The following is a 12,336-nucleotide window of genomic DNA, read 5'->3' on the forward strand; positions in this document are numbered from 1 at the left end:
GTTTAATCCGAAAGGCTAGAGGCTATAGCCAAGCGTTGCTGTTTGGCATAGCGTTCAAGGGCTTGGTTAACGGCGGCGCGGATTTCATCTTTAAGACCATTGGGGACGGAAATATTTAAATTTGAAATCATCACGCGGGCATCGATTTCTATCGGCTTATGAACGGTAATGGGCTTGGGAGCTTTGAGGGAACCCACTTTTGCATTTGGAGCTTCCATATGCCTTGTTTCAACGCCCCCTGTATTAAAACCACTCTTGCGTTTTTCAGGGGGGGTATTTGTAACCACGGCTGTATCAAGCATTCTTTTGACAGGGGCTTTGGTTTGATTGGTAAAGGTTTTAATGGTCTTCGTTGAAGTTTTGTCGATTGTAGCCTTAAATTCTGATTTTTTTCCTCCAAAGCCAGGTATCCAACTGGTTAATTTTTGGGTCTGGTTGCTAAACCAGTCAGACAGAGCATTCCATTTGCTTTTTATGCCATCCCATAATCCCCCAATCAGATTGGAGCCTGCTTCCATTAAATCGACACCGAACAGCCATTCAATGAGTTCATTGATTTTTTTCGAAATCCAAGAGAGTGGTGAAAAGTTTTTAAAGAGCGCCAAGAGGTTATTAAAAACATTACTACATAAGCTCGCAAAAGAATCCCATAACTTGCTTATAAAGCTTATGACTGTGTCCCAATTTTTATAAAGCAGATATCCAATTCCAATAAGGGCTGCAATGCCAGCCATTATCCAGCCAATAGGTGTGGTCATGATAGCAACACCAAGCGATATAAAAGCAGAACCAACGGCGGTTATTGCTGGAATAAGTGAAGTTACAAGAGATACCGCAAGACCCGCAACTGCGGAAGCAGCCGGGACCATTGCTGCAATGAATGATCCGATAAGAATTGTTCCAACTACAGCTAAAGATGCTGCTATCCAGCCATTGAGTTTATCCCAATATTTATAGAGTACAGCAAGTGTTGCAATACCGCCAATGAGCCAACCGATAGGGGTGGTCATCATAGCATAGCCAAGGCTAACAAATGCGGCTCCCACGGCTGCTAATGCGGTAATGAGTGGACCAAAAATGAAGGAACCAAGAGCGACAAGTCCCACCTTGAAAAGAGTTATTTCACCAATCAGAGGTTCTAGCCATTGGAACCAGCCTTTAATCCTCTCTGTAAGATCACTGATGCCCTTTCTTAAATCTGAGGTAGGATTAAGCAAATCTTGGAAGACTTTTCTTAAGGTTTTAGCCCAGCTCGCAACGGTTGTTTGAATGAGGTCACGGTTTTCATCAATCAACTTTGAAAAACCGTCAACCATATCATTGATCACGGGCATAAAGCGTGCGCCAATAAAGCTCGCGATACCACCTATTTTTTTCTTAAAGGCACCAAGCTTATCACTTAAATCTGCGGCATAGCGTGCAACATCGGCACCTATCAGCCATTTTCCTTTTCTCGCCTTTGCAAACAGCTCTTTAATGGGTGCCATGCCTTGTGAGAGCATGGATGCCATCTCTTTACCATCTCCACCAAACAGTAAGGCAGCAATGTGCTGTCTTTGTGCTTGATTTTTCATCTTACTCATCTTGTCGGTAATTTCTTCTAGTAAGAGAGAATTTGATTTGAGTTTGCCAGAAGCATTTTTGACAGAAATACCAAGCGCTTCAAAGCCCATCATGCCTCTTTTTTGTCCGGCATATGCTTGTGCCGAACGCCTATTTAAAACCGCTAAGGATTGTTGAAAAAGCTCGGCAGAAGTGCCTGAATTATCGGCTGCATCCCCCCATAATTGAAGTGATGCAACACTCATACCTAAATGGTGTGAGGCATGGTAAAGACTATCCCCCAGATGCATGGTTTTCATGGTGAGGGCGGTTACACTTGCCACAAGCCCCCCACCAGCAAGCCCTAAGACACCGGTAAAGACCGAAGCACGGCTTGCCGCTGTACCAAGAGCACTTTGAACACCATGAAGACTTTTTGTCATGTTTTTTACAGCAGCAGAAAAGCGCGGAATACCCAAACTATGGGATAATTTTTTTGACAACGTATCGAATTGCTTTTGTACACGTTTAAGAGGCGCGGTGAGTTCGTCTTCAAGAGACAATCTCACCTTTGCGTCGGCAACTTTTTCACTCATTTTGTCTTATACCTTTCTGCTGCTTGTTTTCGCCAGAATATGAGTTCTTGTGGTTCCATTTCCATCATCTCTGAAAGGGACCAATGGAACACAATGGCGATATCGGCTATGAGTTTTGCGGCGGTTTCCCAGTCAAGGTATCCCGCCGTTTGATAAAAGACTCCAAGATCTCTCCAATGCTTGACAAATCATTGATATCAAGTTCACTGATAGCTTCATGCGGCCATCCAGAAAGGCGTGCGATCATAGCGATTGTTTGCTCTACACCTTCTTTTTTATCAATGGCTTGCAAATCTTTTGTTTTGGGGCGCTGTAAGGTAATTGTGGTGTGCTCTTTTCCTTCAAAGGTAATAGGGATAAGCAATTGATGGGTAACACTTTGTTGTATAGTCATTTTATAATCCTATGTTTTCTCTGTGGCCTGCGAGTTGATTGACGCCATTGAATTTTCTGATGAGGTTGAGAACGTCTATCTCAACGATTTCAACGTCTTTCTGGACATATTTGAAATATTGCAATGTGAATGTTGCTGTAGAAGTTGCTTTGCCTCCCGGTTGCCATTCTGCCATTTCAAAGCCTTTGCAAAGTCCTCTCATGGTCATGACAACACCTTCTGCGGGTGTGCCTTGTGCTTGCATTGAACTGCGCAATGAGATGTCGACATCTGTGCGTCCCAACAGTGCCATTAATTCTGGAGAGCAATCAGAAATGGTCATGCTAAGCGTGAGGGTTTCAAGACCAAGATCAACCTCAATGGAGCTATCCATGCCACCGCCGCGATAACTCTCAACGACCAAACTCAAATTCGGTAGGGTGACACTTTCACATTTTGCTTGATAGGGAATGCCGTCGACAAAAATGTTAAAATATTTCAAAACTCTTGGTAATACGGGGACTGTCATTAAAAGATCTCCTCTAGGTAATCATTGATGATTTGTGAACGGAACGTGATGTGTTCTGCGGGTGTTGTCGGGGTAAATTCCACATTGAAATAGACTCTGCCGCTTTCAATGGCGCTTGCTGTATTAAGCTCTAGATCAGGCGTACAGCGCCCACCAAGAATAGCGCCTTGTGCTTTCAAATCACGCAAATAAGCATTGACGCTTTCACTCACATCATGCATGTACGTTTTTTTGATATTGCGGTCGACAGCCCATAGGTGTCCGCGCAAAATAGCATCATTGATCATATCTGCGGTGCGCACCACGGATAAAAAAGCAAATTTTGTATCGCTTGAGAGTGTGCGATTGCCCCAGAGACGATAGCCATTTTCGCGAATAATGGTTGTGATGTTTTGTTCATTGAGAAGGTTGGCACGGCTTGATCTGTCACCAATGGAAAAATCAATGGGGCGCGCAGTTCCCACAATTCCATTGATCACTTTATTAGAAGGGGAATGCCAAAAGCCATGAGTAAAATCATTTTTGGCAATGACACCAGCAACCACTGCACTCGCGGGCTGTTCTATGATTTTGCCATCACGATTTATCTTTACAAACGGGTCAATGAGAATAGCGCGTTTTGAATCAAAATCCTTTGCTGTGCTAAGGGCTGCTTCATCTGTTGTGTTTGGAGCATCAAGCACCACAATAGCGCGCAAACGCTCTGCAATGCCAATCAGTTCTGCTGCGACGGGGTTGGCAGTCGCATCAGTTTCATCATTTTCAGTATTCACACTGGAAGGGCGTTGATGTGTAAAGCCTGGAGCAATCAGAATACGTGGTGTTTGTCCTACAATGGATTGTGCTCCAATGAAAGCATGAACGCCTTCATAAGCACCATTTGCGTTTACACCACCTAGAATATTGGTGAGTGTTGCATTTTCGTTGTCACCTTCTTGCACACGGATGACAACGACAATTGCTCCTACTTGTTTAAAAATGAGATCAAGGGCATTGGGTAATGTACCTTGACGCTTACCCGTTTTATCGAGTTTTGCGGCTTGTGAAAGAGAGCCTGCGACCAAAACCGGTGTGTTGAGGGGGAATGCTTGTTCATCAGCATCGGGTGCTGTGCCAACAATTCCGATAACGGCAGACTGAACCGCACGAAGGGGGCGGGTGCCGTCGTCAACCTCAACGACTTCAACACCGTGTAAAAAACCTGTTGCCATTTTATACTCCTTTAAAATATTGGTTAATGAAATGAATGGAAAAACGAAGGGGATGATTGCTGTGTTTGTTAAACTGGCATTACGATAAAAAATTATCGAAAATATCTTGACATTATTTCTGCAATGTGTATTTTCAAATCAGGTGCCTGAAAAACGCCTTAAATACACAGCGGACAAACTACCGACATAGTTTATTTTCCGCACATTAAAGACTTTGACTCATTATATGCTACATGCGTATAATAGATTTGTCGGGTGTAGTTGCGCTATACAATACCCTTATGGGGAAAGCATAACGACGGACTGTGTACCGTGTTTTTCAGCACCCGGCACTCTTCTGGAGTGTCAATGAAAAACGTTTAATTACACAGGAGCCAAATCATGGCGCAATATTTAATCGACATACACAAAGCTACGATTGATGGTGATATCGTTCAGACCGTTAATGCACGTGAATTACATACATTTTTGGAAGTAGGTAAAAAGTTTGCGGATTGGATTACTGAACGTATCAACAAATATAATTTAGTAGAAAATCAAGACTTTGTTTGCTTCCCTATTTTGGGAAGCAAAGGCAGGGGTGGTCACAATCGTAAAGACTATCACCTTACCTTAAGCGTAGCTAAAGAGCTTTCTATGCTTGAAAATAATAAGAAAGGTAGAGAAGCTCGTTTATACTTTATCGAATGTGAAAGACGGTTAAAACAAGTAGCAACACCACAGATAGTCGCTCCACAAGTTGATTACTCCAAACCCGAAGCATTACTTGGTGTCTTAAATCATCTACAAAGACAAATCGAGAAGAAGGATAACACCATTGCTGAATTGACTCCAAAAGCAGAGGCTTTAGAAGGCTTAAAACGTTCTGATGGTTTGTTTGGTCTTATCGAAGCAGCGAAGATGTTGGAGGTGCGACCAAAGGACTTAACCGATTACTTGCGTAAACATGATTGGGTCTATCGTCGTGCTCCAGGGGCGCCTTTGTTACCTTATCAGGATAAAATCAAAAAAGGCTTCATGGATTGCCCTGCTATCACCATTCAAAGACCGGATGGTACAGAAAAGGTACTCCCTTCAACGAAAATCACATCCAGAGGATTGGCATGTTTGAGAGAGCAAATCCATGGAGGTGTACAATGAAGATAGATACCAACTTCTTGTGCGATTTATGGATGGCATTATCTCAATTTTCTAGACATGGAAATATGAATGATAAAGATTGTACAGCTCTGGTTGATACTATGAGTGTCATAGAAAAAGCTTTGATTTTAAAACTACAAGATGAGATGCCAAGTATGCTTAAAATCTTAACAGTTCTAACAGATTTCGGAGATTCAGAATTACCGCATAGCATGGATTCTTTATTGCGCGCTTACGAACCAAATTTCGAGAGCCCCATTAAAAAAGTTGCTTAAGTAAAAAACATGACTCATCTCCCCGTCTTTAGGGCGGGGAGAAGGTTACGAATGGCTATGTTCCATTTGCGCATTCATTTCTCTAGCTGTTAGTGTTGGAACTTTGCTAACATCTGTTTCCCGTTCTGCATGCCAAGCATCATAATTGGCTTGCATACGTAACCATATGGCAGCTCCATCACCAAACATTTTTCCAAGGCAAGCAGAAATAGCAGGAGAAACAGGCTTTTTTGCCTTCAGGATATCATAAAGATGTTGGCGTGATATACCGAGCATCTGTGCAATTTCTAATTTTGTTTTGCCTGTCTCAGGAATAATATCTGCTAAAACTTTTCCTGGATGAGTAGGGCAGCGGTTTTTATCTCTTTGTGCAGGAATGTCATTCATAACTGTATCCTTAGTGATATTGTTCAAGATCAACACGGTAAGCATTACATGAGTCAAATTCAAAAGTAATACACCATGGTCCGTTAACGTGGACAGTGTAACGAGTGGGTGAATATCCAATCAAAGAATGAAAGTTAAATCCTGGAAGATTCATATCTTCTGGTTTTTCAGAAAAATCTAAACGATCAAGGCGAACCATGATACGTTTTACAAGTCTCTTATCAATCTTGGATGAATTTCCCGTTTTGAATAATTCTGCCAATGTTTTGCTTTTAAACGTTTTAATCATTCCTTTATATAGCGTGAAAGACTATAAATGTCAACAAATAGCTTACATTGCATGTGCTAAAAAAGCCCTATCTCTTAAGTTTTTTTATTTAAGGTGGGGGGAGAAGATCAAATTTTGATACTAGATTTTCAGAAATTCGCTTAAGGGTCTTCAAAGGTCATTTAAAGACCCTTTAATATATATTATTTTTCGTTTTAGAACTCACAATTGGTGATGATAAGCTCTTTAGCGGGAATTGCATTATTTGAGGCGTTACACGAATAAAACGTGTTTATTTTTTTTAAGGTAAATTGACTGAAGGTTTTTCGAACTTCTGGCACATCATTGAGAGACAAAAGAAACTTCCCTTTTAATTGTGCGAGCAGTATAGCCATCCTCTGATAATCCTCCCGCTTAAACAAATCTTTTCCGTAATAATCCTCAACACCCCAATAAGGCGGGTCGAGGTAAAACAAGGTGTTTGGACGATCATAACGCACAATAAAATCAGTCCAGTCTAAATGTTCAATGGTAACACCCGCTAAACGGCGATAAATAAGCTTTAATAAGTCCTCAAGTTTCAAAGCATTAAACCGGGCACCACGGTCTGTTTCAACTCCAAACGTACGATTGGCGACCTGACCACTAAAGCTTAACCGCTGTAAATATAAAAACCTTGAAGCCCGTTCTAAATCCGTAAGCGTTTCTGGATTTTGTGACCGTAATCGTTGAAATTCCTCACGGCTGCTTATTTGAAACTCCAAAAACTCTATAAACGGGTGATAATGGCGTTGTAACACCCGAAAAAAATTCACCACATCTCCTAAACGGTCATTAATAATTTCAGTAGGGGGTATCAATTTTCTCCTAAAGAATATTCCACCCATTCCAACGAAAGGTTCGGCATAAATGCTATGAGGGATGTCTTCGATAATTTTGATAATGGTTTTGGCTAATCTTCTTTTGCCTCCAATATAAGCAGCAGCTGGTGAGATAGGATCAACAGATTTTAATTTTTCTTTACAAAGTGTATCCATCATTTTTTAACACTCTTCCATCTATATTAGCCATCTTCTCACTGTTTCCAAGTGAGAAGAAGTGGCTGCGATGTTAAGTTGTGTTACATCGAACGGGTTTGTCGCTAAACTTCTCCCGTTGGCTGGACAACCAGCCCAGCCTCTATTTTTTGTTCCGTTCTCCTTGTTTTTGAGTTTTTAGGATAATTTCTGTGGTGTCCCCGCTATGTTTTCTCATAGCGATAGGTTATTAGAGCGGCTTGCCAAGAGCCGTTAATCTCTTTACAAAACTTTTGGAATAGAAGAGGTGGCACGCCGTGATTTCGGGGTTTCTTCTAAAAATAAAGAATGATTTTGCTATAGCGCGGATAGACTATTTACTTTTGTTACCATTTTGCTCTCCAAATCAATGGAGAGACCATAACAACAAGAGCTCCCTTTCATAAGTCTGACACTGTCAGTCAAAAAAAACCTTTAAAAGGGCTTTGAAAGATCAATAAAAAGCTTTAAAAACTTATACAAAAACCTTTAATTTAACTGCACCATCTCCACCCCGTCCAGCACCACTTGCTGTTCCATCCTCGCCATCTCGATACCCGCCGCCACCGCCACCGCCTTTGCCTAATTCAGCGCCGTTTCCTCCATTGCCACCATACTGGCTTTTTCCACCATTCCCTCCATTATTAGGTACACGACCATCACCTCCACTACCACCTCCACCTGCACCACCATAGCTACTATCCCCCCCATTGCCACCACGACCATTATTGGTACCACCGCCACCGCCTCCTCCTCCATGCCATGCATGGCTTTTTCCTGAAAAACCACTCTCGTTGTTGGACATAGAGCCACTACCACCTGAAACACCACCGCCACTATTCCCACCAATATAACCGTTATTTCCCTTGCCCCCGCGAGCTGTAAGAACAGACCCCACTAATGTATTGCCACCATTAGCACCATCTCCATATCCGCCTTTTCCTATCGTTATCACGTCATTATTCTGCAATTGGCGTTTTTGAATTTTTAGAGTAACACATTCACCGCCACCACCACCTCCACGTTGACCACCGCTACCGCCAGCTCCCCAAGCCGTAATTTCAATTTCCGTATCATCTGAGACACCGTCAGGCCAGGGAATATTGCCACTCTGCAGCATGGTAATTTCAACGTATTCTTCTTTACGTTTTTTGATTAAAGAATCTAATAAAGCATCTACTTGCGCTTTCGTATAAACAAGATCACCATCGACCCTCAAAGGTCCTTTTAATGTGCTTCCATTTGTGCTTAAACTTGTCACCGTTTCACCATTATGAATAAGGCTAAACGGCGAATTACCCAAAAGTTCTAAGCCACCACTCATTGTGACTTTGCTGGTAAATTTATTATAACTTTGCCATTCATTGGGGCTTGTAAGGCGACCGTAGCTTGTGAGATCTTGATTGATCTTGGCTCTAAAATCATCAAGCCCCACGATATCTTCGGTTTTATGTTGGTGCGCACCTAACAGTGAGACAGCACTGCCAAAAGTAAAATTATTGTTACTTGATTTGTAGAGCACATAATTGTTGGCGGCATCTTTGGCGCCCTCGATATCGCTTAAATCGGCAAAAGTGAAGGTTTTATCCGCTGCCATCTTGCCATTGAGGACACTTTCTAGATCTGTGATTTCACTTATGGTATGCGTGTGGTGCAAAGGCGCTTTTTCGTCTACCTTTTCCTCAACAACCACAAGCGCTTGATCAAGTTTATTGAGGTTTTCGCGCAAGATTGGGAATTCAGAACTGATAAAACGCCCTTCTTGTGGCAATTCCATGTCGAGTTTTTTGGTTTTAGTCATCTCTTATTCTCCCCTCATAATATACCGGCGCCAAAATCACACACCATGGAACGCGCCGCAGGCCCACCGGTAAGCGTGATTTTAAGGCGTGCTTGTCGTGCTGTTTTGTCACCACTGATAAATTTGCGCTCTGTCCAGAGAGGCTCCGATAACTGTTCTGTTTCATCGAGTTTCAAAGGGACAAACGCCCCATCATCCAGTTGCATCTCGAGGGTGAAAGAGGAACCGCCCGGCAAGAAGGTTTTGATATAGCTGGTCAACCTTGCCTTTTCCCCAAAGGAAAAAGCCCGTGTGATATAAGTTGCTGTTTTATGAATCTTTCCTGCAATCAACTGAACCGGGGCAAATAACACCGGAGAAAGCTTCTCTGTGCCTTTAAGAATGGCGCGAAGCTTGACCTTTTCACTGATATATTCGCTAAGGCTTAGCAATTGAAAGGGTAGCAGTTGGTAAACCGTGCCGTTGTTGCGTTCAATTTCAAAGATGACAGAGCAATCGCTTGAAGGCAATTCGACAGCTGCACGCACTTGCAAATCAGAACAATCCACAAGATCAAAGGTGCCTAAATCAACCCTCTTTTCTGTTTGCCTGTAGCGTGCAGCCAACACCCGAAAGGCTAATGCTTCATCTTGATGGGCGCTCCAGCTTTGTGCATTGACAGAAGAAAAGCGCGGCCCCGTCACATAGGGGTGGCTTGAGACATATCTTTGGCTGTCTTTATCAAAATCCCCAAGTTTAGCCAGTGATACGGAATGATCCGCATCATCTGTTTTAATGACAAAGGCGGTGAGACGGTCATCAGGAACGGTTAAGGGTACATCATAGCGTGCGCCAGCCCAGCCGGTTTTGGCGCCCTTCATGGAATAGGAGGTTTGGGCTTGAATATCGGCGGTAGGATAACCGTTTTCGGTAGTGACCAAATCAATCACCAGATCATGGGCTTGATTGCCAATTTTACAAAGATGGAAATCAATGCCAGTGATTTGCCGTGTTTCATCGGGGGTAAAGACTTGGGCTTGCGGGTCGACTTGTGTCCAGATTTTCACCGTTGTGGTGCGCCGCATCACCTTTACATCAATCACCCCTTGACCGGTAAAAAGCCCTGTTGCAACGGTGCCCCCTCTGCCTCGTGCAATCACATTCTTTGTACCAGCCGTAATATTCGCAGGAATGCTAAAGATGCCTTCAAGGGTGCCTTTGCTATCGGCAACAAGGCGGCTGTGTGGTAAGACATCCACACCATCAAAGGTAAGACTGTCCAAGATTTCTCCACTGCCAAAGCCTTCAATCTTAAAATTCAGCTTAATTTGTCTTAAAAAGTCGATTTGCTCCCTTGTTGTATTCACCAAATCATCACGGATTTCTGTCTTAACGATGCTTCTTCCACGGTTCTGCCCCATATTGAGTTGATTGGTCACACCAGAGAGCCAATCAGTGCGCTCAACATGCCAAAAGTCTGTCGCGGGGGTAAGGGTGACTGTACCAGGGAGAGGCGCAAAATTTTGATAAGGATTGATCTTTTCACAAGCGGTTGTCAATTCTTGCGCAATGATCACTTCATTGGTCCAGTCAAGCGTGACAGGGGCATTTAGGGGGGCGGTGTAAAAAGTTGGATCAATAGCAAGCTGTAAAATACCGTTGCCGACAGCACCCGTTTGTTCAAAACCTTCATCGCGATAAGAGTCATCGAGAAAAGGGTCGGCAAACATGCCTTTTTTGGCAACAGGCTCTTTAGAGTCAACATTACTTTTAATACGCTCTAATTGCATCAGGCGGTCAAGGGAGAGCACCCGTTGAAAATAGCGCCACATCTCATCATAAGGCGCAACACGTGTGCCATCATTTTTCACATGCGGTATATCAAGCCAGTTATTGGTAATGGTGGCAAGAGAGAGCACATCATCCGGGACACTGGGAGCCATGGGTTGGTCTGCCGAGACGCCTTTGATATAGACGACATTGCCTCCTGTGTTGAGACCAATACGGTCAATGCGGGGGAGTTTATAAGTGTAGCTTACAATGATATCACCTCCCTCAGCCCCTCCTGAGACGGTGATTTCCTGCGCTGTTACTTTATCGGCTTTTATGCTCGCGCGATATCGATAGGTTACTTTATAACTACTGCCAGGGAGTGGTTCATCGCCCATGGGCGCCCAATCAATGGTGTCTCCGGTTTTTTTAAAGTCCTTGCCCTCTTTAAATTCTTTGTTCCCTTGCACAATTTTAAGAAAAGCGGTGATGCTTTTGTCCGCCACCCCATCACGCCCGGAGGCAACTGCACCGCGGGTGATTGTCACGGTTTTTTCTTTCGTCAACAAAAGGGAATGAACAGCAGCAATGGGAGCGTAATAGGTTTTAAAGGTAAAGCTTGTTTTGCCCTTTGGAGGTGCAAAAATATGAGTTTCACTAGGAACGGCACTTGTCGAAAAGTCCTCGAGTTCTTCATAGCGCAAAGCGGCCAAGCGCTTGCGTTTGAAACCATTGATATTGGCTTCTCCCTCTTGAATACTGAACACTTGCTTTTGTCCCTCTTGCCCCAAAGCTGTGACACGGCATCCCCCCACGATATAGTGTCCATGGGCGCGATCATACGTCGCAATGGCTTGCATAGCGGGTTCAAGCAGTGAGGGGGATTTTTGATCAATCAAAACGCCATCTTGCAAAATGTAAACGGGGAAAAACGTGCCTTGCTGGTCATCATCTTTGAGAGCCCAGACAAGTTTTGCGACCTCGCGTGCCGCACCTCCTTCTCCTTCTGCCAAGGAGCCTGGAACTTGTCCTAAGAGTTCTGGATCATCCTCATAGGTCACCCATTTCTTTTGCAACTTTACACCGATTTCCACGCGCCCCATCATGGAAATATTCGTGAGAACAGCATTTGAGACGGGAAAGATATCGCCTGCGATATAAATCTTGCCCTCTGTTAAGGTAACGGTTTTTGTGTCTTTATTGACAAAGGCATCTGCTCGTTCAACGCGGTCTCCTTCTTGTGCCACAAGGCGCCCCAAACGGTCATGGCGCCCCCTTATGATGGTTTGAACTTCATTGAGTTCACCCGCTTGAAGAAAAGGGCGCTGTCCATAAAACACAACGCTTTGTTGTTCATCTTTGCCGCGAGAGCGATCAATTGCAAAGGGTAGTCCGCTTTCATGTTTCATG

At 43.6% G+C, this 12,336-nt stretch carries 12 protein-coding genes; 2 read left to right on the forward strand and 10 right to left on the reverse strand.

Annotation, left to right across the window (positions count from 1 at the left end; all coding sequences use genetic code 11):
- Positions 1–2: 2 nt before the first annotated feature.
- From D1093_RS02840 to D1093_RS02860, 5 genes are read right to left on the reverse strand one after another with little or no spacing between them, the layout of a single operon-like run.
- Positions 3–2,138, reverse strand: a complete 2,136-nt coding sequence (locus tag D1093_RS02840) for a phage tail tape measure protein (RefSeq protein WP_120100552.1) — start codon at positions 2,136–2,138, stop codon at positions 3–5.
- Positions 2,135–2,206, reverse strand: a complete 72-nt coding sequence (locus tag D1093_RS10165; RefSeq protein ID WP_081485993.1) for a GpE family phage tail protein — start codon at positions 2,204–2,206, stop codon at positions 2,135–2,137. The genes D1093_RS02840 and D1093_RS10165 overlap by 4 nt, the downstream gene beginning before the upstream one ends.
- Positions 2,207–2,244: 38 nt before the next feature.
- On the reverse strand, positions 2,245–2,532 hold the full coding sequence (locus D1093_RS02850; RefSeq protein WP_120100555.1) for a phage tail assembly protein: 288 nt from the start codon (positions 2,530–2,532) through the stop codon (positions 2,245–2,247).
- A gap of 1 nt (position 2,533) precedes the next feature.
- Positions 2,534–3,040 carry a phage major tail tube protein gene (locus tag D1093_RS02855; RefSeq protein WP_120100557.1) on the reverse strand — a complete coding sequence of 169 codons (507 nt, stop codon included), beginning with the start codon at positions 3,038–3,040 and terminating at the stop codon, positions 2,534–2,536.
- On the reverse strand, positions 3,040–4,251 hold the full coding sequence (locus D1093_RS02860; protein WP_120100558.1) for a phage tail sheath subtilisin-like domain-containing protein: 1,212 nt from the start codon (positions 4,249–4,251) through the stop codon (positions 3,040–3,042). The genes D1093_RS02855 and D1093_RS02860 overlap by 1 nt, the downstream gene beginning before the upstream one ends.
- Positions 4,252–4,632: 381 nt before the next feature.
- Between D1093_RS02860 and D1093_RS02870 the strand changes: the two genes are divergently transcribed.
- Positions 4,633–5,391, forward strand: coding sequence for an antA/AntB antirepressor family protein (locus D1093_RS02870; RefSeq protein ID WP_120100560.1), 759 nt, complete (start codon positions 4,633–4,635; stop codon positions 5,389–5,391).
- Positions 5,388–5,666: a hypothetical protein gene (locus tag D1093_RS02875; protein ID WP_120100562.1), complete on the forward strand. Its 279-nt coding sequence runs from the start codon at positions 5,388–5,390 to the stop codon at positions 5,664–5,666. The genes D1093_RS02870 and D1093_RS02875 overlap by 4 nt, the downstream gene beginning before the upstream one ends.
- Positions 5,667–5,711: 45 nt before the next feature.
- On the opposite strand, the gene D1093_RS02880 is transcribed toward D1093_RS02875, so the two are convergent.
- The 5 genes from D1093_RS02880 to D1093_RS02900 all read right to left on the reverse strand — a co-directional run bounded on the left by D1093_RS02880 (position 5,712) and on the right by D1093_RS02900 (position 12,335).
- Positions 5,712–6,053: a HigA family addiction module antitoxin gene (locus D1093_RS02880; RefSeq protein WP_120100564.1), complete on the reverse strand. Its 342-nt coding sequence runs from the start codon at positions 6,051–6,053 to the stop codon at positions 5,712–5,714.
- Positions 6,054–6,063: 10 nt separating this feature from the next.
- Positions 6,064–6,342 carry a type II toxin-antitoxin system RelE/ParE family toxin gene (locus D1093_RS02885; RefSeq protein ID WP_120100565.1) on the reverse strand — a complete coding sequence of 93 codons (279 nt, stop codon included), beginning with the start codon at positions 6,340–6,342 and terminating at the stop codon, positions 6,064–6,066.
- 194 nt (positions 6,343–6,536) lie between these two features.
- A complete protein-coding gene (locus tag D1093_RS02890; RefSeq protein ID WP_120102298.1) occupies positions 6,537–7,358 on the reverse strand; it encodes a DNA adenine methylase in 822 nt (273 codons plus the stop codon).
- A 493-nt stretch (positions 7,359–7,851) separates the two neighbouring features.
- Positions 7,852–9,177, reverse strand: coding sequence for a Bgr_08870 family protein (locus D1093_RS02895; RefSeq protein ID WP_120100567.1), 1,326 nt, complete (start codon positions 9,175–9,177; stop codon positions 7,852–7,854).
- Positions 9,178–9,191: 14 nt separating this feature from the next.
- Complete coding sequence (locus D1093_RS02900; protein ID WP_120100568.1) at positions 9,192–12,335, reverse strand: DUF4815 domain-containing protein; 3,144 nt, start codon at positions 12,333–12,335, stop codon at positions 9,192–9,194.
- Position 12,336: the final 1 nt, after the last annotated feature.

The sequence above is a fragment of the Bartonella kosoyi genome (assembly GCF_003606325.2).
GTDB classification, from domain to species: domain Bacteria; phylum Pseudomonadota; class Alphaproteobacteria; order Rhizobiales; family Rhizobiaceae; genus Bartonella; species Bartonella kosoyi.